Origin of the sequence: Bacillus sp. MMSF_3353 (assembly GCF_030733445.1) — a bacterium.
GTDB classification, from domain to species: domain Bacteria; phylum Bacillota; class Bacilli; order Bacillales; family Bacillaceae_G; genus Bacillus_A; species Bacillus_A wiedmannii.
Map to the genome: position 1 here is coordinate 1 of NZ_JASHJA010000022.1, position 22,134 is coordinate 22,134.

The 22,134-nt window shown below is 30.4% G+C and carries 21 protein-coding genes and 5 pseudogenes; 21 read left to right on the forward strand and 5 right to left on the reverse strand.

Annotated elements, in window-relative coordinates:
* Positions 1-34 precede the first annotated feature (34 nt).
* The 4 genes and pseudogenes from RBB48_RS25085 to RBB48_RS25100 all read left to right on the forward strand — a co-directional run bounded on the left by RBB48_RS25085 (position 35) and on the right by RBB48_RS25100 (position 3,261).
* On the forward strand, positions 35-376 hold the full coding sequence (locus RBB48_RS25085; RefSeq protein ID WP_149214292.1) for a PadR family transcriptional regulator: 342 nt from the start codon (positions 35-37) through the stop codon (positions 374-376).
* A complete protein-coding gene (locus RBB48_RS25090) occupies positions 373-885 on the forward strand; it encodes a hypothetical protein (RefSeq protein ID WP_306008237.1) in 513 nt (170 codons plus the stop codon). Before RBB48_RS25085 ends, RBB48_RS25090 begins: the two co-directional genes overlap by 4 nt.
* A pseudogene (locus tag RBB48_RS25095) lies at positions 885-2,336 on the forward strand (serine hydrolase domain-containing protein). Before RBB48_RS25090 ends, RBB48_RS25095 begins: the two are co-directional and overlap by 1 nt.
* Positions 2,337-2,451: 115 nt before the next feature.
* Entirely contained in the window at positions 2,452-3,261 is an 810-nt protein-coding gene (locus RBB48_RS25100; protein WP_306008238.1) for a MerR family transcriptional regulator, read from the forward strand.
* 201 nt (positions 3,262-3,462) lie between these two features.
* Here the strand turns inward: RBB48_RS25100 and RBB48_RS25105 are convergent, their stop codons facing one another.
* Positions 3,463-4,689 (reverse strand): MFS transporter, encoded by a 1,227-nt coding sequence (locus RBB48_RS25105; RefSeq protein ID WP_306008239.1) that lies wholly within the window; start codon positions 4,687-4,689, stop codon positions 3,463-3,465.
* Between the two features lie 134 nt (positions 4,690-4,823).
* Between RBB48_RS25105 and RBB48_RS25110 the strand changes: the two genes are divergently transcribed.
* The 5 genes and pseudogenes from RBB48_RS25110 (at position 4,824) to RBB48_RS25130 (ending at position 8,102) form a co-directional block, all read left to right on the forward strand.
* Positions 4,824-5,378, forward strand: a complete 555-nt coding sequence (locus tag RBB48_RS25110; RefSeq protein WP_306008240.1) for a D-glycero-alpha-D-manno-heptose-1,7-bisphosphate 7-phosphatase — start codon at positions 4,824-4,826, stop codon at positions 5,376-5,378.
* A gap of 49 nt (positions 5,379-5,427) precedes the next feature.
* Positions 5,428-6,003 carry an NUDIX hydrolase gene (locus RBB48_RS25115; RefSeq protein ID WP_306008241.1) on the forward strand — a complete coding sequence of 192 codons (576 nt, stop codon included), beginning with the start codon at positions 5,428-5,430 and terminating at the stop codon, positions 6,001-6,003.
* Between the two features lie 66 nt (positions 6,004-6,069).
* A pseudogene (locus RBB48_RS25120) lies at positions 6,070-6,232 on the forward strand (winged helix-turn-helix transcriptional regulator); the annotation flags it as partial.
* A 116-nt stretch (positions 6,233-6,348) separates the two neighbouring features.
* Entirely contained in the window at positions 6,349-7,101 is a 753-nt protein-coding gene (locus RBB48_RS25125; protein WP_137015470.1) for a class I SAM-dependent methyltransferase, read from the forward strand.
* Positions 7,102-7,307: 206 nt separating this feature from the next.
* The gene (locus RBB48_RS25130) at positions 7,308-8,102 is read left to right on the forward strand and encodes a VOC family protein (RefSeq protein WP_306008242.1); all 795 of its coding nucleotides are present in this window, start codon (positions 7,308-7,310) and stop codon (positions 8,100-8,102) included.
* Positions 8,103-8,204: 102 nt separating this feature from the next.
* Here RBB48_RS25130 and RBB48_RS25135 read toward each other — a convergent pair whose 3' ends face one another.
* The gene (locus RBB48_RS25135) at positions 8,205-9,152 is read right to left on the reverse strand and encodes a phosphotransferase enzyme family protein (RefSeq protein ID WP_306008243.1); all 948 of its coding nucleotides are present in this window, start codon (positions 9,150-9,152) and stop codon (positions 8,205-8,207) included.
* Between the two features lie 329 nt (positions 9,153-9,481).
* Here RBB48_RS25135 and RBB48_RS25140 point away from each other — a divergent pair, with 329 nt between their 5' ends.
* Positions 9,482-10,576: a helix-turn-helix domain-containing protein gene (locus RBB48_RS25140; protein ID WP_193673934.1), complete on the forward strand. Its 1,095-nt coding sequence runs from the start codon at positions 9,482-9,484 to the stop codon at positions 10,574-10,576.
* 14 nt (positions 10,577-10,590) lie between these two features.
* Here RBB48_RS25140 and RBB48_RS25145 read toward each other — a convergent pair.
* Positions 10,591-12,281: pseudogene (locus tag RBB48_RS25145) on the reverse strand (M3 family oligoendopeptidase).
* 176 nt (positions 12,282-12,457) lie between these two features.
* Here RBB48_RS25145 and RBB48_RS25150 point away from each other — a divergent pair.
* The 5 genes and pseudogenes from RBB48_RS25150 to RBB48_RS25170 all read left to right on the forward strand — a co-directional run bounded on the left by RBB48_RS25150 (position 12,458) and on the right by RBB48_RS25170 (position 16,609).
* Positions 12,458-13,852: an aminotransferase-like domain-containing protein gene (locus tag RBB48_RS25150; protein ID WP_088063543.1), complete on the forward strand. Its 1,395-nt coding sequence runs from the start codon at positions 12,458-12,460 to the stop codon at positions 13,850-13,852.
* A gap of 85 nt (positions 13,853-13,937) precedes the next feature.
* A pseudogene (locus tag RBB48_RS25155) lies at positions 13,938-14,252 on the forward strand (helix-turn-helix domain-containing protein); the annotation flags it as partial.
* 63 nt (positions 14,253-14,315) lie between these two features.
* A pseudogene (locus RBB48_RS25160) lies at positions 14,316-15,277 on the forward strand (helix-turn-helix transcriptional regulator).
* 74 nt (positions 15,278-15,351) lie between these two features.
* Positions 15,352-15,984 carry a type 1 glutamine amidotransferase family protein gene (locus RBB48_RS25165; RefSeq protein ID WP_088063544.1) on the forward strand — a complete coding sequence of 211 codons (633 nt, stop codon included), beginning with the start codon at positions 15,352-15,354 and terminating at the stop codon, positions 15,982-15,984.
* A gap of 421 nt (positions 15,985-16,405) precedes the next feature.
* Positions 16,406-16,609 (forward strand): hypothetical protein, encoded by a 204-nt coding sequence (locus RBB48_RS25170; RefSeq protein WP_215559070.1) that lies wholly within the window; start codon positions 16,406-16,408, stop codon positions 16,607-16,609.
* Between the two features lie 27 nt (positions 16,610-16,636).
* On the opposite strand, the gene RBB48_RS25175 is transcribed toward RBB48_RS25170, so the two are convergent.
* Positions 16,637-16,879 (reverse strand): hypothetical protein, encoded by a 243-nt coding sequence (locus tag RBB48_RS25175; RefSeq protein ID WP_088063546.1) that lies wholly within the window; start codon positions 16,877-16,879, stop codon positions 16,637-16,639.
* Between the two features lie 111 nt (positions 16,880-16,990).
* On the opposite strand from RBB48_RS25175, the gene RBB48_RS31885 reads away from it, so the two are divergent.
* From RBB48_RS31885 to RBB48_RS25200, 5 genes are all read left to right on the forward strand, one after another.
* Positions 16,991-17,866 carry a zinc-binding dehydrogenase gene (locus RBB48_RS31885; protein ID WP_306008244.1) on the forward strand — a complete coding sequence of 292 codons (876 nt, stop codon included), beginning with the start codon at positions 16,991-16,993 and terminating at the stop codon, positions 17,864-17,866.
* 215 nt (positions 17,867-18,081) lie between these two features.
* The gene (locus RBB48_RS25185) at positions 18,082-18,249 is read left to right on the forward strand and encodes a hypothetical protein (protein ID WP_048547055.1); all 168 of its coding nucleotides are present in this window, start codon (positions 18,082-18,084) and stop codon (positions 18,247-18,249) included.
* 215 nt (positions 18,250-18,464) lie between these two features.
* Entirely contained in the window at positions 18,465-18,962 is a 498-nt protein-coding gene (locus RBB48_RS25190) for a DUF421 domain-containing protein (RefSeq protein ID WP_060488475.1), read from the forward strand.
* Positions 18,963-19,200: 238 nt separating this feature from the next.
* Entirely contained in the window at positions 19,201-19,830 is a 630-nt protein-coding gene (locus RBB48_RS25195; RefSeq protein ID WP_306008245.1) for a class I SAM-dependent methyltransferase, read from the forward strand.
* Between the two features lie 292 nt (positions 19,831-20,122).
* Complete coding sequence (locus RBB48_RS25200; protein ID WP_371878392.1) at positions 20,123-20,329, forward strand: hypothetical protein; 207 nt, start codon at positions 20,123-20,125, stop codon at positions 20,327-20,329.
* 121 nt (positions 20,330-20,450) lie between these two features.
* Here the strand turns inward: RBB48_RS25200 and RBB48_RS25205 are convergent, their stop codons facing one another.
* Positions 20,451-20,861, reverse strand: coding sequence for a hypothetical protein (locus RBB48_RS25205; protein WP_064056258.1), 411 nt, complete (start codon positions 20,859-20,861; stop codon positions 20,451-20,453).
* A gap of 506 nt (positions 20,862-21,367) precedes the next feature.
* Between RBB48_RS25205 and RBB48_RS25210 the strand changes: the two genes are divergently transcribed.
* On the forward strand, positions 21,368-21,880 hold the full coding sequence (locus RBB48_RS25210) for a hypothetical protein (protein ID WP_088063550.1): 513 nt from the start codon (positions 21,368-21,370) through the stop codon (positions 21,878-21,880).
* Positions 21,881-22,134: the final 254 nt, after the last annotated feature.

Consider the following 22,134-nt stretch of genomic DNA (forward strand, 5'->3'; position numbering starts at 1 on the left):
TGAATGAAGTATATATTTCTGTTAAATTTATCCTATGGATAGAACAAGTTTAATTAAAGGTCATTTAGAAATGTGTGTATTATCTATTTTGTCGAAAAAGAAAAGTTATGGTTATGAGATTATGAAAGAACTTGAAGTAAACAATTTAAAATTGAAAGGAGTAGGAAGTATTTACCCCATATTAACTAAGTTGAAAAATCAAGAGTGGGTTAATACTTATCAAGTAGTAACAGACAATGGTAAAGTTAGGATTTATTATGAAATTAATGAAAACGGAAAAATACGTCTTGAGAAGAAAATTAACGAGTGGTTAGAATTGCAATCGGATATTCAAACATTATTAAAAAGTGGTTTGAAAGGAGACCTTCTGAAATGAGGAATAGATTGATAGGTAAAGAAAAGCAATTTTTAACAGACGTACTTAAGGAATTAAAGCGATACGATATTAGTTTAGAAGAAATGGAAAATGTAAAGCGACAAATATTAGAACATATTCAAGAATGTCGTGAACATGGTGAAGATAGTATAGATGATTTAGGTACACCCCAATTATTTGTTCAAGATTATTTAGAAATAAATGAAATTGATTTACAAGTTAAAATGAAACAACTTAAAAATAAAAAGGGTAAATTAAACACATCTATGTTACGTGACATATTCATCGCAGTTATTACTTACCTTGTCTCGCAAACTACATTGACAATATTTTTAACTGGATCATTTAATCCAACTAATAGTAAAAATACATTCCAGTATAATCTTTTATATCGTATTTCAGAAAATCAATGGTGGAATTCATTATTAATAATGATTAGTTTTATGCTCTCTGTAGCAGTATTTATTAGTTTAGTAAGTTATAAAAAAAGAAAGCTGTCTAAAGCATAATGAAGAATACGATCTATAAACTGTCTCTAATTTATATTCTTTGTAATGTATTAATGTTATGTATTACAGATCCAAAAGTTTACGCTCAGCAAAATATTAAAATTGCATTAGATAAGTATATTGAAAAATTTATAAAGGAACAGAACATTCCGGGAGCTTCTGTTGCAATTGTACATAATAAGGATGTATTCTTCACAAAAACGATGGGGATTACTGGAGAATCTGAAAAAAAGGTAACTAGTAAAACCCCATTTGCAATCGGCTCAATAAGTAAATCTTTAACAGCTTTAGCTATAGTGAAATTAATAGAAGATAAAAAAATAAAATTAGAGGATGCAGTTCAACGATACCTCCCCTGGTTTAAACTAAAAGATTCTCAAATATCCTCAACTATAACAATCCAACATCTACTAACTCATACAAGTGGAATAAGCACATATGAGGGCTTATCATTATCGGATAAGCAATCCAAAAGTTCTACAGCATTAAAAGAAAGTGTAATGAAACTTTCAAATGTAAAATTAACTGCTCCACCAGGTGAAAAATATCAATATAGTAATGCGAATTATATAATACTTGGTGCACTTATTGAGGCCGTTACAAATGAAACATTTTCATCATATATGGAAAAGCACATTTTTCAGCCATTAAATATGAATGGTGCGGCAGCAAGTAAAGAGACTGCATATGAAAAAGGTTATTTAACAGGTTATCAGTCTTGGTTTGGCATACCGAAAAAAAGTATAGTCGCCTATGATAATGCCGGGGCACCGTATGGCTATATTACTGCAAATTTAGAAGATATGATTCAGTATACTATGTTTTTGAATCGGTCAGAGGATGCTCAATTCTTAAAGCAATAAAACATGGATCTTTACCTTTCACCACTTTATAAAATAAATTCAGAAAAAAGTTATGGTTTTGGATTAAGAACAGCAAATATAAATGAAAGCAACACGATGATTTGGCATTCAGGATCAACGCCCGATGCTCGTGCAGAAATATTTATTTTAAATAAAAGTGGCTGGAGTGGTGTGATTTTAACAAATAAAAATCATGTTTTAGAAGAATCAGCACTATCGGTATTGAAAAATGGGATTATTAGTATTTTGAATGGAGAAGAACCGGTTAATTCCCCTAAAAACATACCATTTACACAAATTATTTTGTTGATAGTTACACTTATACTTTTCATAATATCATTTATGTTAATTAAAAAGTATAAACATATGAAAACTGCAAAAAAGGTAATTTGGTTATCCATAGGGATTCTATACCTACTATTATTTATTACGTTCATCCCAATTCTTACTTATAGTACAAGATCACCATGGCGCACGATTAAAATGTTTGCGCCAGACGTAGCTTTATTTACAAGTATTATTGTAACTTTATTAGCTGTGAACGGGCTAATTTCAATCTTTATAGCCTTAAGGAGGAAAAAGGTATAAAGGTAAATAATTAAAGAAATATAATTTAAGCGTTATAAACAGTTGACTCTCACACGATGTCATTGTTTAAGATGAAGTTGAGCTTCGAAGTAGATGTAATTCATAGGAGGAAAACATGTTTAAAATAGGGGATTTTTCAAAACTATCTTCCATTAGTATACGTATGTTGAGACACTACGATAAAGTGGAATTATTACAGCCAGTAAAAGTCGATGAGCAAAGTGGATATCGATACTATTCAGCAGCCAAATTGAAAAAAGTAAATCGAATTCAAACGTTAAAAGATATGGGATTTAATATTGCTACTATTAAAGAAATAGTAGAATCCGATAATATAGATGGTATTAAGGAACAATTTTTAAATCGTAGTGCTCAAATTAAGGAAAACATGAATAACCTCCAAAAACAATTACGTCTTCTCGAAGCCTCAATGAAAACGATGAGAGAGGATGTTGTTGAGATGAACTATCATGTTTCAATAAAAGAAATTCCAGAAAGAAATGTAGCTAGTGTTAGAAAGATTATTCCATCGTATAATTGCGAAGGGGATGTATGGAGTATATTAATGCAAGAAATTCATATGAAAAATATTAGTATTGCTCATCCGAGTTATAGTATTGCGGTTTTCCATGATCGTGAATACAAAGAAAATGATTTGGATGTAGAAATACAGCTAAGTATTTTAGGAAAACATGAAAATACAAATGATGTTACATTTAAAAATATTGAATCAACTCATGTGGCGTCTATAACAGTTAATGGAAGTTATGAACAAATGACAGCTGTAAATGAGGCTGCAGCAAAATGGATTGAGACAGAAGGTTACGAATTAGCAGGCCCGATGTTTAACATTTATCATGTGAGCCCAGCGATGGAATCGGATCCTAATAAGTGGGTTACAGAAGTTTGTTATCCAGTAAAATGATGATAAAGAAAAAAGGCATATACATAATGCCTTTTTTCTTTATCAATTTATCCATAAATATCAAGAGAAATTATTTCTTGATTCGATTCATCAATGACTAGCACAATTTTCTTTGCAAATCTACAAAATTAGCGCATTGTAATAGATATTTAAGTTTCTCAATTTCAATTAACCAATCATACATAATTATCTTTCCTTCCATCATAGTTTTCGTATCGGACTATAAAGTGCAATAACAACTTCAAGCAGCTTCGTGAAAGCAGCTAAAACAAATACAAGTACTGGATTATAGGCTGAAATAATACCTCCTACTAATGCCCCGAGTGGCATAGCTAATCGTGTAAGTACACGCGAAAATCCTAAAACCCTTCCTTGCATATTTGATGGAACGGTTTCTTGGCGAACTGTGGCTACAATTGTATTCCATGCAATATTGCAAGTCATTGCAATACCGAAAGCAATGCCGGGAGCAAGCCAATATGTGCTCCAAAGCGCAAAAGTTAAGCCGATTGCTCCAGCGAATAGGAGTAAAGGAATTAGAAGGCCGCGCTGCAACCTCTTTTCTAAAGGAACTGCAATCAAGCTTCCTAAAAGACCACCTATTCCAATTAATGTATAATTAAAACCACTTTGTTCCGGGGTAAGTTGTAATGTGGATAATAAATAATACATGAATATACCTAATACCGCACTTGCACCAAAGTTTCCTATCATAGCTTGAAAAGATAAAGCTAAATTTAAGCGATCATTTTTGAGCCATTTAAATCCATTAACTAAATCAGCTAGTACATTTTGAAGTGCATTTTTATCTTCGCATTTCTTGTTTACGGTTTTCATAGACGGTAATAATATCACAGCAACTAATGTTGCAATAAATGAAAGAACATTAATCCAAAGCACCTGAAAGCCGCCAATAAAAGAAATGAAAATCCCAGCTATAATTGGACCAAACAAACTAGCCAATTGATTGATCATTTGATAGAAAGAATTAGCTTTTGTTAATGATGCACCTGCAATGTGTGGAATGACTGTAACAGTTGTTACATCAAAAAGCATAGACATAACTGCTAAGATAAAAGTAATTACGTATAAATGCCAGATCTCTAATAGATGTAATGCGTGTAGAATTGGTACGAGACTTACTAAAATAATATTGGTAATATCAGCTATCCAAAGTAACTTTTTTCGATCGTATCGATCAATTATTACACCAACTAAAGGGCCGAATAAAACAATTGGCAATACATTAATAGCAAATAAAGAACTCATAATTACAGCTGAACCGGTTAATTGATAGGCAATCCAAGGCAATGCAAAAGTATATAGTGAATCCCCAATTGGTGAAATGAGTAAACCAAAAATGAAAATCTTGTATTCTTTAGAGAAAGTTGTCTTAATGGTAAGCCTGCGTTCTAGTATAAATTTCACAACTTTTTGAACCACCTTTATTATAGAGGAATTTGAAAATCATCCGTCCAATACTTGTTATATATAGAATTCTGTAATTTTTAGATGAATCCTACTTTTTAGAGGTATTTTTAAACTTTAAGGAGGAAATAAAAATGAAGGCAGTATTTTTAGATAGAGATGGAACAATTGGAGGGACAGGTGGAGGAGTTCACCCGAATGAATTTACAATATTTGATTTTGCACCTAAAGCAATTCAAAGGTTAAATAACTTAGGATTAAAAGTGTTTTTATATACAAATCAAACTAGAATTGGAAGGGGATATTTTACCGAAAAAGAACTGTTTAAAGGATTTCAAAAGATGCAACAAATTTTAAAAGATGAAGGTGTATATATAGATGGAATGTACTATTGTCCACATAAAATAAATAGTAGTTGCGACTGCCAAAAACCGAATATAGGTTTACTTTTAAAAGCAGCAGAAAAACATGATTTATGCTTAAAAGAATGTTTTCTTATTGGAGATACAGGGAGTACAGATATGTTTGCAGCTGAAAGGGCTAATATGAAAAAGATTTTAGTGAGAACAGGATGGGGAGAAAGTTCATTAACAAAGTATAGAAATTTGTGGGAAGAAGTGGTATATGATTATATAGCGCAAAATCTAGTTGATGCTGTGAATTGGATTGAAGATCATTTAAATACATAATAAAATTATAGTAAACTATCTTATTCAAAGATTCTTAGGAGGTAGAATATTGATACATATAAATAAGAATGTAAGAACATCTGGTGCGTATGTAATGTATAAAAATTTAATTGTTTTTCAGGTTGGACCAACGAGTAAAGGAGATACATTAGGTGTAGTAAGGCTTGGAGGACATAAAGAAGATGAAGAAACAGCAGTAGAAACTGCTAAAAGAGAAGTGAGAGAAGAAGCTACTATTGATATTACTATTTTGAGTTCACCAAGTACATACTACAAACAGAATTGGAATGCACAATCAAAGAAAATAAAAGTAGAAAATGAAATCGATCCAATATTAATTATTGATAGTCCAGATGAAACTTTATCTATTATGTATATGGCATATTCAGAAAATGAACCAACTCCATCTTCTGAAACGAACGGGCTCTTATTACTTTCAGTAAGTGATATTAGACTTATTTGTAGTAAGGCAATCACACTAAACGATTATATTAAGCAAGGTGGAATAGCCATATTGAAAGAAAAAATGGATAAAGAATTAATCTTACAACCTTTTCCGCAACTTTTGTTTTTAGCAGAACTTTTAAAAAAGGACCCTGTATTACTTCAGCAGTTTCTAAATTAGGATTATAAATCCACATTTATAAGGGGCTTTTTAATCCTAGATATATCTCAAGGAACTTAAGTGGGATTGGAACGAGATCAATTAATAACCGGGAAATTCCTCAAGAAATAGCACCTAAAGTGGAATATAGCTTATCTAAACATGGAAAATCAGTAAGCGCTGTTTTGAGTAGTTTGTGTGGTAGTGGGAAAGGAGGCATTTAGAATGTACAAATAGTAATAGATTATAAAAACGTTATGTAAACTAAATATGGTGTTTGGAATGTTTTTCTGAAATTTTATATTTTGTAATATATAATTAACTAATAAGTTTATGATTACATATCACTAAAGGGGAAAACAAAAAATGAACGAATTAGAGTACAAAAACTTTTATGATAAAGTAGGAAGATTAAATGGATGGGATTTTAGTAAAATAAAATGTGAAACTGTAGGAGATTCATGGGACTTTTATAGAGAGGTAAAAGAAAGATGCAAGCCATCACATATTTTACTAGATGTTGGTACAGGTGGAGGAGAAAATGTACTTAACATAGCATCTTCGGCTAAATTGTTAGTTGGAATAGATAATTCTGACGGAATGATTGAAAAAGCACATTCCAATTTGAGAAAATCAAATGTACAAAATGTTGAGTTTCTTCAAATGGATTCTGAAGTTTTAATGTTTCCACATGCGTATTTTGATATTGCTTCTAGTTGTCACGCACCGTTTATAGCATCCGAATTAGCAAAAGTAATGAAAAAAGGTGCTTTGTTTTTAACACAACAAGTTAGTGAACATGATAAATTGAACTTGAAAGAGGCATTTGGAAGAGGACAATGCTTTGGTGAAAGAGATGGAACTTTAAAAGAAAAGTATATGGGTGAACTTAGTAGTGCAGGATTTGAACTCGTGCAAGTACGTGAATATAATATTATTGATTATTACAGTTCGCCTGAAGATCTTATTTTCTTGTTAAAACATACACCTATTATTCCTAGATTTGGAGAAGAGGAAGAGGATTTTACTATTTTACAAAAGTTCATTGACGCAAATAGTTCTGAAAAAGGGATTCGTACGAATTCAAAAAGGTTTATGATTACTGCTGTAAAATCATAATGTGTTTAATTGTAAAAGCTGCTTTTCGTTTAAGGAAAGGCAGCTTTTTTGTATGGAAACAATACTATATCAACAATGAAAGAAGTTAACATATTCATACTAAAGTTGTAGTTTTTATTTGAAAAATCCATCCTTCCGTTTGATTCTATCTATTTATAAATGTAATACAATACGAATAGATAATAAGAAACAAGGGGGTATGCAACGTGATTACACATATATCAGATATTAAACTACAAACGGTTTCCATAAAAGGGGTAAAACAAGTATATAAGGACATATTATCTTTTCCAATAAAAAAAGAAACGGCATCTTTTATTCAATTTGAAGTAACACCATACACTACAATTAGTTTTCAAGAAGTATACGAACTAATCGCACCTGCACATTTCGCTTTTGAGATTCCATATTCAAAATTCCATGAAACAGCAAAATGGCTAAAACAGTCTGGATTACTTATTGCGAAATGGAAAGATGGTCATACAATTGATGAAGAGAGCGGTCGATTCAACTTATATTTCAGAGATGGAGATGGAAATCTTCTCGAAATTATCGCGCATAGTTATGTTAAAGAAGATGTATTAGTACCACATTCACCATTAAACGTTTTATATGTAAGAGAAATCGGACTTCCCGTTAAAAGTGTACCAGTATTTACAGAGTGGCTAAAATCAAATCTTAATATGAAAACGATGGAAGATGGGGATATTTTCAATTTTGTTATAGGTGGCACTGCATATATTGTTGCGACTTGGTGGCAGCGATCTTGGATCCCAATTGCGATGAAAGCTTTACCACCGAAAGTGCATGTTTCTTTCGGAACACCGGACCCTGTATTTTTACAGCAAATCCAAATTAACTTTAAGAGAAATAGTGTACCATTTCAATGTAAACATAATGAAGTATCATTTATTGAGCAAGGATATGCATTTTCAATTGTGTATACACCACATTTTCCTTCCGATATTCCTAGTAAATTAAACTTACCACTTTCTATTTAAAGATAGAGAGTGGTAAGTTTTTTATCTTTTCGTGGAGAAAGGTTTTAGTATAATTACACTGAGTTTATAGAGGAGTATACTTGTAGTTAAACAACAGCATTTTTAAACATTGATATAGGTATATTTATTTTCGATCTTCATCCTATAAAGGTTCATTATTCGTACTTGGTCCTCAGTTAATTCTTCTTTATCCCAATACATATGCATTAAGCTATATTCAAAAAGCTCCTTTAATTTTATAAACAATGGAAACCTGTCTATCATCTCTTTTGGTAGTTCATTTTCCTCTTGATACCCGGCAAATAGTGCTTTTGTAATAGAATGTTCATAGTCTGCTATATTCCCATTTCCAGCAAATGAATATTCTATCGCACTATAAATAGGAACGGCTAAATCAAATATGTAAAAATGTTTTTCACAGTCTTGAAAATCAATCATTGTTAAGTTTGAATTGTTTTCAACTAAAATGTTTTCTAACCATAAATCACCGTGAATTAAGCCGTAATTTGAAGTGGATTTTTGTAGCTTTTTTATAGAAGTTAAAACGTCAGATGCAATTTCTCTTATAGTAGTTTCTTCTTTAGGGATATACTTAAGAAAATTATACTCTTCATTTTCATACCAATCGTTTATATGTTTAACCGGTTTAGTCTTTTCAAAGCTTTTAGAAATACGATGTAATTTTCCAATTTGTTTACCAAGCTTTCTAAATATATTAGAATTCCATTCGTACCTTGGTAAATGTATGCCAGGCGCAGCTTTATATAATACAGCAAAAATCTCCTTGTCTAATGTTAACTTTTCTACTAAATTCTCATTAAGAGAAGGTATTATTGGAGGAACTGCTAAACCATTTTCATATAAAAAGTTCGTATATGCAACTTCTTCTAATTGTTCTTCATATTTTTTGTAGTTTGTAATTCTAATGAAGTATGAACCTAGTTCTGTAAGACATTGATACATTTCATTCGTTATAGGTTTAATGTTAATAAAATTTAATGGATATCGTTCATTTATTAATTGGAGTATTTCTTTTTCTAGCTCGTTCATTGTAGCGTCCTTTCCAAACTTATATTTTTTAACTAGAGAACTAAAAAAATCTTAATTTACAAAATTCGTGTTTAATAGTTGAAATCCTTTAAAATAAAATATGATGTAAATTGACTTTTAAAAAGTGGTAAGGTGCATCCATCATACTAATTAACGCTAAATTGAAAAGTTAATAGAATGTATCAAAAAATAAGATAGCTAAAAAAATAAAATTAATACTTACATATAAATTTTGAAAATCTTAGAGAATGGCTCATGTTATAAAACACAAGAAATATCAAAAGAAAGAAACGAACTTCTTTTATAATTATAAATAAGGAGTGAAGGGAATGAATGAACATATACAGCAGATGATTGATTGGATTGAGAGCAATTTAAAAGAAGGATTTTCATTAAATGAATTATCGCGTTATATGGGTTATTCTCCGTATTACTGTTCTTTTAGATTTCACCAAGTAACAGGCATTAGTATTAGGCGCTATATTCTTTTAAGAAGACTGTATTTATCTACGGAGGATTTGAAGAATGATAGAAAGATAATAGATATTGCATTAGATTATGATTATTCTTCGCAAGAGGCTTATAGTAGAGCTTTCAAAAATGTTTTTGGAATGAATCCAAGAGAATATCAACTTAACAACATGCCTATTCAATCATTTGTTAAACTCAATATAAATAAAGAAGGGGAGTTTAAAATGAATATTTCTAGAAAATTTGAGGTTGAGCAGTTACGTAGCAATAATAATGAGTTGTTTGATAAAGATGTATTAAACATATTGAATGGTCAAATGATGTATGAAGAATTTAAAGCTGAAAAGCTAATGGGTGAGTCTGATTACGCTCCATTTAACGAAGCAATGTGTGTAAACACGGCTACTACACGAGTTTTTAATGAAGAGTTTATTAATATAAGAGCAGAAGGACACAACAGTTCAGTAGAAAGTTATACAAAAAAGGTTATAGATCCGTTAGAAAATCTTTTTACAAAAAAGTATAAATGTATTGTTTTATGGTTCGGTGAAGATATGTTTTGCCAAATGAATCTACTTACTTTACTTTCATACCTTGAACAGTCTTGCTATGAAGGGAAAGTATACTTAAATAACTTCAGAGAAGATGAATTTAAAGTAAATCAAATTGAACTTGAATTGGGGAATTATTCTTCTATATACAATGAAGTATTAGTAAACCATAAAAAAACATCCTATAAAGTACCACCTGTAATGTATCAGGCTATAGACTTATATTTAGAAATGCTAAAAGAAGATAATATCGTAATGAAATTCATCTCTAAAAATCAAGGTTTATCAAATCATGAATTATTAATAAAGTTGTTTCAAATTTTTCCAACAATCGGATATGGTGATTCTCAGTACATAGAATTAATAAATAAAATAAAGAAGAAAGCTGAACCTAAAATATAGGAACAGCTTCCTTCTTATAATTGTTTAAGTGACTCTAATTCGCCCTCTACAAATAACATTAGTTCTTTAATTGTTTCGCCAGAAAAATCAAAACGAATGCCAGCCGCTTCATATATTTCGGTAAAGATTTAGAGCTACCTAATGATAAAGCTTTTTTATAATTTTCTATTGCTTGTTTAGGGTTTTCTTTATATTGTTTATACATTTGTAGTGCACCAAGTTGTGCGATAGCGTATTCGATGTAATAGAATGGTAATTCAAATATGTGTAGTACAGGTAACCAGCTAGTTGCAATCCAATTTTCATACCCTTCAATATTTACGACGTTCGATTGGTATGTTTTATGTAATTCTAAATACTTTTCATTTCTTTCTTTAGCAGTATGATTAGGATTTTCATACATCCAATGTTGAAATTGATCAACGATAAGCATTTGTGGTAAGTACTTAACAATATCTTTAAAGAAATCTAATTTTGCTTTTATAAATTCTTCTGTATTCTCATAAAATGTATCCCAATACTCCATCGAAAATAATTCCATTGTCATGCTAGCAAGCTCAGCTGATTCGGAAGGGATTTCTAAATATTTTTGTAGCTCTAGTTGCTTCATACATTCATTATGAATACTATGGCCCATTTCATGGAGGAAAGTAGTAACGTCATAATGTGTATGATTGAGATTCATGAAAATAAAAGATAGTTGCGAAGCAGGTAAGTGTTCGCAAAATCCTCCTGGTCCTTTTCCTTTACGACTTTCTAAATCTAAGCAATTATTTTTATGCATACGGTCCAGTAATGTTGCAAATTCAGGGTCTAGTTTGTGTAAAACATGAGAACTTTTTTCGATTAAATCACTCGCGTCTTCGATTGGTTTTAATGCTTTTTGATTTGGTGCGGTTGCTTTTAGATCCCATGGACGAAGACTATCCACTTGAAGTTCAGATTTTTTCTCATTAAATATTTTATCGATAAGTGGTACTACGTATTTACGAATAGATTCAGCAAGCTCATAGCAATCTTCTGCTGTATAATCAAAACGTTCATGTTTTTTAAACATATAATCACGATAATTATGTAATTGAATGTTTTGCGCCTTTTGATGACGGATTGCGATTAATTCATTTAATATATTTTGTAATGTATCTTCAACAGATAAAAATGTTTCAGAAATGAGCGTTTTTGCTTTTTTTCGTATATGACGATCCGGATCTTGTAAGTAAGACTGTAGTTCAGTAATTGTTTTTTCTTCACCGTCCCATAGCGCAGTTAAACCACCGGTAATTTCGAAGTATTCGGTTACTAGTTTGTCTTCTCTTACTTCTAAATCAATGTTCTTTTCAAAAAATAAAGTCTGCGCATTCTTTATTTTTTTATCTAGTAAGCTATACGTTTTTGAATCAAGTTCCATTCGAAAAGGAGACTCTAAATATTTATTATCAAATGAATTTTGATAACGTTTCAAAAGAGGTCGTACATATTGTTGATCATATTCAAAAGTATCTTTTATTTTTTTATTATCTGTATTACATTGAAAGGCGATATAGTGCGATCTTAATTGTTCTTCAATTTCCCAAATGACTGTAGATTGTTTTTTTAACCAGTTTTCAAGCTCTAGTTTTGAAGAAATCTCTTCATTTAATAAAGTAGAAAGAGTCTTTTCTAATTCTAGAACGTTACTAATATCAATTGTATTTAAGCGCTGCATGACATATCCCTCACTTTTTATTTATTCATGGAGATATTCTATTTATTAATTGTAATTTCCTTGTTAAAAGAAGGAAATGTGAAATAATGTTAAAATTTAAAGTAATAGATGGAATGTATTTCTGTTTGCTTAAGAATGAGGAAACTTTTTAAGTCCTTGCATAAGGGAGTGAAATAATGTATAAGTATTTACATATTTTTAATGATATAGAAAAAATGATTCAACATGGAGATATAAAAGAAGGAAAGAAACTACCGTCTATTCGGACACTCGTTACCAAATATGAATGCAATAAGGCGACAGTAATACGGGCACTACATGAATTAGAAAAGCGTCATATTATTTATTCCATCCCTCAAAGTGGATACTACGTTGTTCGAAAATCAGGGAGTTTGGTAGAAAATGACGAGATAATTGATTTTGCTTCCTCAGCACCAGATCCAGATGTTTTTCCATATTTAGATTTTCAACGTTGTATTAATAAAGCCATTGATACATATAAAAATGACTTGTTTGTATATGGGACGCCGAAAGGTTTACCATCTTTAATTCCGGTTATTCAAAAACAACTGGCAAACTATCAAGTCTTCACTAAAGAAGAGAATATTTTTATAACGTCAGGTGTACAGCAGGCGCTAGCAATATTAACTTCTATACCATTTCCAAATGAAAGTGAAACGATATTAATTGAACAACCAACATATCATCTATATATTGAATATCTAGAAATAAACAAAATTCCTGTAATCGGTATTAAACGTACGAATGAAGGTATTGACTTAAATGAATTGGAACGCATTTTTCGAACAGGTAAAATAAAATTCTTTTATACAATACCAAGATATCATCATCCGCTTGGAACTTCTTACTCTAAAGATGAGAAAGAAAAAATCGTGCTACTGGCTAAGAAATATAATGTATTTATAGTGGAAGATGATTATTTAGCAGATTTAGAAATGGATTCAAAAGCAGATCCGTTATATAACTTGGATAATTGTAATCATGTAATATATTTAAAAAGTTATTCGAAGATTATTTTTCCAGGTTTACGGGTTGGAGTTGCGGTCATTCCGCCATCCATTGCAAATGATTTCCATAAATATAAAAAGATTTTAGATATTGATAGCCCAATGATATCTCAAGCTGCTTTAGAAATTTATATAAAGAGTGGCATGTTTGAACGTCATAAAAATAAAATTAAATCTTCCTATCACGATAGATCTAAAAAACTAGCAGAAACATTAGAAAGAACTCATAGTGAAAACCCGCTTTTATTCATATATAAAAAGCATAATACAATTGGAATCCATACTTGTTTAGAATTACAAAAAACGAGTATTTCCGAAATGTTTTTCCAAAGATTAAATGAAATGCAAATAAGTATTGATACTATTGATAAAAATTATATGAGAGGTTTTCCGAAAGAAAGACTATTAAAGTTAAACGTATCGAATGTAAAGGAAGATAGGATTGAAGTAGGAATTCGTAAAGTAATTGAGGAAATCAAACAAGTGGAACGTATAACCTTTCAATTTAAAAAAGAAAAAAATGAAAAAGGAGGTTTGTTGTGAGGCGCAAAATAATTCTCTTGTTTGTGTGTATCGCTATAATAATTGAAGCTATTGTTGTTACTAAATATTATAATAAAGATGATAATTAAAATCCTTCAAAGATACATGGCTAGATTTATCAGAAGATAATCCCTACAGCCAATTCTTAATTACGGTTATGGCGGGTGTAAACCAATTAGAACGTGATCTTATCCGTATGCGGCAGCGTGAAGGGATTGAACTGGCTAAGAAAGAAGGAAAGTTTAAAGGTCGGTTAAAGAAGTACCATAAAAATCATGCAGGAATGAATTATGCAGTAAAGCTTTATAAAGAGGTAGATATGACTGTAAATCAAATTTGTGAAATTACAAATGTGTTTATGGCCTCATTATATAAAAAGCTATCGGAAAGGAACAGTTGATGAGTTATACTAAAAATCAGAAATATATAATAGGGGATAAATTCCATAGAGAGGTGGAATTACATGCCTAAAATTGATAATATGTTAGCGATTCTATGGATGCTTCGCTCAGGTAAAAAATTACTGCGAAACAAATTTCAGAAAAGTTAGAGATGAATATAAGGACTGTGTATCGTTATATTGATACAATTTCAACAAGTGGTGTACCTATAATTTCAGAACCAGGACATAACGGTGGATACACTTTATTGAACAATTTTATTGAGGCTCCTCTTTTTTTTGATTTGGAAGAGCAAACTTCACTATTTCACGCTGCTGTTTTTGCAGAAGAAGCCGGATATTATGGAGGTAAAGCATTAAATAGGGCCATTTCAAAACTAAGTAAATACTCAAATCAAGAGCAGGAAGCAAAGATAAACCAACATGTAAGTAGTCTAGAAGTAATCAGTCGATTTAGTTCACTCTCTATGGAACATTTTTTGAAGGAATTGGAGCAGGCCGTAACTGACGGGTACTCAATAAAAATCCTCTACTATAAAAGTGGCAAAAAGCAATTAAATTATAGATTGGTCGATCCGTACAGAATTATCTATTGGAATAATAAGTGGTATGTGATTGGATTTTGTCATCTTAGGAATGATATCCGTAGTTTTAGAGTAGATCGAATTGAAAGTTTAATGCTAACCGAAAATAAGTTTAACCGGCCAGAAAATTTTTCAGCACGTGACTTTTTTATAAAAAATCTTCTTCCAACTATAGAAGATAAAGAAGGAATTATTTCTTTGGTTATTAGTGGGGATAAAAGTGTATTGGCTGATATTTGCCAACATTGGTTTTTAGGACATTATTTACAAGAGCGGACTTCAAATCAAGCAGTTTTTCTTCTTGAAAAAGATATGATACATACATATGTACCTTATTTACTTTTACCGTACAATAAATCTATTAAAGTTATTGAGCCAATAAGTCTTAAGAAAAGACTTATTGAAGTACTGTCGGAATTAATAAAATTTCATGAAGTATGATAACTTCCCTGACGTTAACTGTCAGGGAAGTTATATTATAATATCCATATCAATTGTGATTGGAGTGATATGGGATGCAAACAAAAAAAGTTTTTCTATATGTATTTAATACAATGTCGGACTGGGAATATGGATATTTAATTACCGAACTAAACTCAGGAAGATATTTTAAAAAAGATTTAGTACCTTTAAAAGTAATTACAGTAGGAGCTAATAAAGAATTGATTACTACTATGGGGAGACTGAGCATAAAACCAGATATTTCCCTTGATGAATGTACTTTTGAGAGTAAAGATCTTTTAATTTTACCAGGAGGGACTACTTGGAGTGAAGAAATTCATCAGCCTATCTTGGAAAGAATTGGCCAAGCTTTAAAGTTTGGCACTATTGTTGCTGCAATTTGTGGTGCAACTGAGGCCCTTGCCAATATGGGATACTTAGATACTAGAAAGCATACAAGTAATAATTTAGAATACACTAAAATGGTATGTCCTAACTATAAAGGAGAAAAGTTCTATGAGTTGGGATCTGCGGTATCTGATGCGAATTTAGTTACTGCATCAGGAATAGCTCCTCTGGAATTTGCGATGGAAGTACTGAAAAAATTAGATGTATTTGCACCAGATACATTACATGCATGGTATAACCTAAATAAGACTCATAAACCTGAATACTTCTTCCAGTTAATGAATTCAATAAATAGATGAGCTAAAAAATCAAATTAGCAGTTTTATATTAGGTTAAATAATTACCATGCTCTAGACAATGTCAAGGCATGGTTTTTAAATATAACTTAAAAATGCTTATGGAGTAATGAAAAAGCTCAATTTCTCTATTAATTAACGGTGAAGTTCGGCTTTTTAGTATTGAAAATTCCTAAACGTTGTAAATCCGTATTTTCCTGACGTTACTCCTATACAAGGAAATATGATAGTAATCATATATCAGAAGTGATAGAACTGAGTTATAAAAACTAGAAGAAAATTGTTACGTTAATACTTTTTAGAGCACTCAATTGTTGAGTGCTCATTTTGTTTAGGACATAATTGTTTTAAATGGAAATAAACTACCAATAGGTGATATCCTTAAGGTATAGTATTTACTTTGAATAGGAGGTTGATGGAGTCTATGGGGGTACGTATAGTGGATGATTTACAGCAATTATCATTGTTACTTATGTTTTTAAGTACATTTATATTTTACAGATACTTAAAGAAAGTGAAACGAGAGAGGAAATTGACTGGTTTTGAATGGACAATGTATTTTGTCACTCAATTTGCGACATTAATTTGGGTATTCACTTATTTTATTAAACACTTAGCTGAATCGTAATTTCTATTCATTTCAACTAGTTTACTGTTATCTATTAGGAATATAAATATAGTCCGTATCTAAATCAATGACAACATCGCTCATGATGTATTCTCGTAGTAACTTTGGGATTCTTTCATAGTGGTACCGTACACAAAATAAGCTTAGAAGCTCTTCGTTAGATAACTCTTCATTTTTTACATGTAAATAAATTGTTCTTAATTCGTTTAGAGAACAGTTACGGCCAATAACATACTCATTCATTCTGTATCCATCAAATTCAATTATCATGTTATTACTGTTAGAAGCTAGCCAATGTTATAGCCTAAATTTTAGATGAATCTATTATACATTGTTTGAAATTTAGTGAGAATATATTTTTATAAAATGAGAGGGTTATAAATGGAACAAAATAAATTAGTTTTAGAGGGACCAAAACAGCTTAAGTGGGAAACGCGCGAAATTAAGTCTATACAGGATGAGGAAATTATTATTAAAACAATTTCAGGTGCAATAAGTATTGGAGCAGAGTTACCACAGTATAAAGAATTAGATGTTACAGATATAAATCCTATTTATCCAAGAAAAACTGGATATGAAAGTTATGGGGAAGTTATTCAAGTTAGAAATAAAGTAACAAAATTAAAAGTAGGTGATAAAGTAATTCGGGTGCCTAGTTATATAAAACCTAAAGTTGCTTTATTATCTATTCTTTCGTGTGATGCTGCTAAAGGGGTATTGAAACTAAATCCGCAAAAGGATGCAAAGGTACTTATAACTGGAATGGGAGTGATTGGTTTACTCACTTGTTCTTTTTTAAAATACTATGTAGGTGTAGAGCAAGTGGATGTTGTTGAACCTAATAAAAATAGAAGAGAATTTGCAAAGAAGTTTGGTGCGAAAAATCTCTTTGATTCGGAAGAGAAAGTTATAAATACGTATAATTACGGTTTAGAATGTTCTGCTACAAATAGAGGGTTTCACACATTGCAAAAGGCTATTAATAGTAATGGGGCGATATGTATTCTTTCTGATGGTAATATAGAAGACCTAACATTAACCGCTGACTTTTATCGAAAAGAATTGCAAATCATTGGTTCAAGTGATGGATATGATTACCAAAAACATGCAGATTGGCTTTTTAGTCAAATAGAACAGACGCCATGGATAGAAGAGATTTTTCAACATGAAATTCATTATACTGCACTTAAAAAATGTTTTGAGGAATTAAGTGAAGGAATAATTACTCCTTTAAAAGTATTTGTCTCATATAAATAAAATGACCATGTACTTATCACGTAGCTCACTTATATTTCGTCACTAATATGATAACAAAACGAGGAGTAGAATGTACGGGGATTTTTAATAGGTACAAAGGGTTGTGTAAACAGGGAAGGGGTTTTGCTCTTTCCTTATGTACAAATAGTATATTATCTTTCTCAATGTACATATTAAGTAAAGTGTTTAATATCGTACATAAAAGGCGGGATAATATGGATGAAAATAAGAAAAATGAAGAATTGATTAAATTTAAGAAACAATGGTTTAATGAAGATAATCAACCAGTAGCTGGTATAGAGTTAGCTTTACCGCCTGATATAGGCAGCATGTTAGACTCGAAATCAGTTGATGATAAAAGTGGAGAAAGTAATAATGAATAAGTTTAATCTATACGCATCCATTTGGGTGCTTTTGTATTTTTTTGACATTAGAAGATGGATCATCAAATCCTTATTGAAAAAAGGTTGGGCTAAATAGATCCATTTTCTATATATGTAAGTTTTAATTTTCACAAAAAAGTTTAATTAAAGTTCATTTAGAATGCTATATAAAATGGGAATGCTAATAACATTTACCATTAAAGGATTGGGCTATTATGCATATTATTTTTGAAAGTATTATTTTAATTTTTACTGGGATTCTTGCATTAAAAATGACGGGTAGTAAATCTGTTAGCCAAATGACGAGAGCTGAAATCATTATAGTAGTATCAATAGCACGTATTATTGTAGAGCCTGTATTAAGTAGGAAGGTAGTTCCATCTATATTTGCAGCTGTAATATTTGCAAGCGTACTTCTTATTATTCATTTCTTTGAACTGAAATCAAGGAAGGCGGAACAATTCCTAAATGGCAGTAGCTTTGTAATTGTTGAAAACGGAGAGATTATTAAAGCGAACTTGATGAAGGCAAAAATGTCTGAACAACAACTTTATATGCAATTAAGAGAAAAAGGAATTCATGATTTAAAGAGTTTGCAGCAAGTTACAGCTGAGCCGAATGGACGTATTGGTTATCAATTAATAGAGAAAGCTCAACCGATAACTTTAGAAATGTTAGAAAAAATATTAGATCAGCACAATACAAAAAGATAATTTCTCCTGAGAAAAGCTAATACCACAACAAAAGTATTGGCTTTTTTATTTTTCTACAAAAACATATGGGTTGATAAAAAAGAGTGAGTTTTACACCAATCTTTAAAATAGATATAGGCTTATTATTATGCTATATTCAATGGAGCTATAGTGACTGTGGTGAAAAAAGCAGCTTTAAAATTAATAGGTTTTTCATGTGATATTAAACATGAGATAAGAATAAGGAGATAGAAATATAATGGAATTTTGGGAATCAAGCTTTATTGAGAAGCAAACGATGTGGGGGTTTGAACCTACAGAATCTGCAATTTTGACAAAAGATTTTTTTGTGGAAAACAATGTTAAAGACATATTAGTTCCGGGTATTGGATATGGGAGAAACGCAAAGGTATTTATCGAAAATGGTATAAATGTAATAGGTATTGAAATTTCGAAAACAGCGATCGATTTAGCAAGAGAAAACGGACTAGAAGATGTTAGTATGTATCACGGTTCGGTAAACGAAATGCCTTTTGATAATAACCTTTATGATGGGATATTTAGTCATGCACTTCTTCATTTGTTGAATGAGCAGGAAAGAGAGAAATTTATTAAGGATTGTTATAATCAGTTAAAACCTGGTGGATATATGGTTTTTACAACTGTTTCTAAAAAAGCTCCAATGTATGGAAAAGGAAAACAGTTGGATAAAGATTATTATGAGATAATGGAAGGTATAAAAATGTACTTCTATGATTCTGAATCTATAAAACAAGATTTTAATAAGTATGGATTAGTACAAGTTTCGGAAATTGATGAACCAAATAAGAATGTAGAAAATGAACCTTCAATTAATTTCTTAATGATAAAATGTAGAAAAGACCTGTAAAAAATTAGTATATATTGATTGTATATTCTGCATAAATAATAAAGGCAAACATAATAGGAATTATAAATGAACTAGAAGTCTTAATAGAGATAAATCTAGAGAAACAAGATTAGATAGCGCTTAAAATATGGGGAAATACAGTGATAAAATTAGAAACAAAATGTGTTTGATATTTTTTGTGGAGTTTTAATGTCAGAAAAAGAAGAAAAGGAGGAAATATGATTTTAGGGATTTCATATTTTGATATTTTTTGTAGTATAATTATTGTCTTGTTTTTTTCACTTTCTGGAGATTGAATGCTTGGTATAATAAGAAACATAATGTCCCTAAGGTTTTTCAATGGTTTCCTAGAAGGTGGGGGGAAAGAAAAGTTTTAGAGCATTTATCTCAACTAAATAAAAAGTTAAAAGCTGAAGGGAAAGGGATTTGGGTTACAATCTATGCTATAGATTTGTATATCGTAACTATTCCTTGTACAATAAAAAAATATAAATATTAATACATATATGTTTATAGAAGCGACTGTTTCTTTTAAAAGATACGATCGCTTCTATAAATTTGTCAATTTAATGCAATTAAGTGATGCATAAGAAGTCGTATCGTTATCTCGAAGTATCGCCTTAAATACTTTTAATGAGTTTTATCCCCTCAACAAAGAAAAGTACTAAGTGTATAGTGTTCATTACAAACCATAACATGAGCTTTGAGTTCTTCACAGTTTTCAACTGACTTGATTTTGTATTAGACAATTCTATCTTTAAAGACATTAATATAATAGTATTAGACATAAAACCTAACAATATAAATCCGAATAAAGGTAAGTTTGTAATAGCACCTATTACCATAATTGCTATGTATACTATAGTTAGCTTTTTAATATACTGTTTATCTTCTTTTAATTTATCTATATTTTTGGTTTTGAACCAGTTTCTTACTATTCTTACAAAAATAATAGTTTGAAATACTAGTACAATTATACTTACAAAGAGAAGGAACAAAGTTCTTAAATTATTTTCCATTAAACCGTTCATTTCGTATGTACCCCTTTTATTTATGTTTATAGTATGAAAATGTAATTTTCAAAGAACCTGCATGTGATTAGTAACGGTACTCGCTCTCTATTTTCATGTTACTCTATCCTTGTTAATTATGGAAAAGGACAAATCTAAGCATTTAACTGTTAGTATGGTATACCCTTTTTATATTTTAGGTTAATTTTGATTGTTTGCATATAATTTTATATTGGAATAAGTAATACGTCAAAATGTTTTGTGAAAATTACGGCTATTAATTGTTTGTACAAAAGAAAAAGATTAGTAGGTAGTCATATCGTAATGGGCGCGGTATACCTTATCTGTTGTCTGTTTAAAATGAAGTTTAACCATGTTGAAAATATAATTTTCATTTAGTATTTCTAGAAACAATAATGTGGTTAATTTTGGTGAAATTTAAAATAGAGGAAAAACGTTAGACCACTAGAGTGAATATATTCAAAGCCATATCATGTGTAGTGTTTAATATAATTAGGGGGAACTACATGACAAGAAAACAGATAATCATTACCTTATTTTCAATTACAGCGTTCATACTAATTTTAGTATCACTTGGTGTTTTTGAGGAAGAACTAAAAGAAACAGATTATAGTGAAGTTGTACAATTCATGGAAGATATGAAAAACAAAGAAGAAGTTGAGATTGATGTAGTTACTTACTATTCAGGTAAGGCCTCTTTAGAGAATAGTGTACTCAAACAACCAAATGGTTGGATTATTTATCGTTTAAAAGCTCGTTATGATAAAGTAACCAATCAAAGTTGGATAGATGTGACGCCTGATCTTAGCCGTTTTAAGAATGTGGAGAAAATTTCTGGGGATCTCATTACCTCGCACCAACAATGCGGCTATATTAATCATAATACAGACGAGAATAAAGGAAAAGTAGGATACATGTTAACAGAATGCTTTGATAAGTGGGAATACGATGTGAAGCCATCAGGGTTTGAAGGATATAGGATTAATTACACAATATTACCGATTTTAGGTTTAAAATAAATTTAGTATTTGTTTTATCAATTTGTTAATCAATTAGCTGATAATGTAGCTGAACAAGTAATGTATGATATTAATTTTATATTTTAATAATAGTTTTGGCTTATCTTTTTTAGGCTATTTGCAATGAGTTGAATAACCTTTATTCTAAAACAGTAATTAATAAAATTATTTAGTGTTAATATAAATTCTTATATATTGATTATGCACAAATAAAAAGGACAAGCATATAATAGAAATACCTATTAACTTTAAGT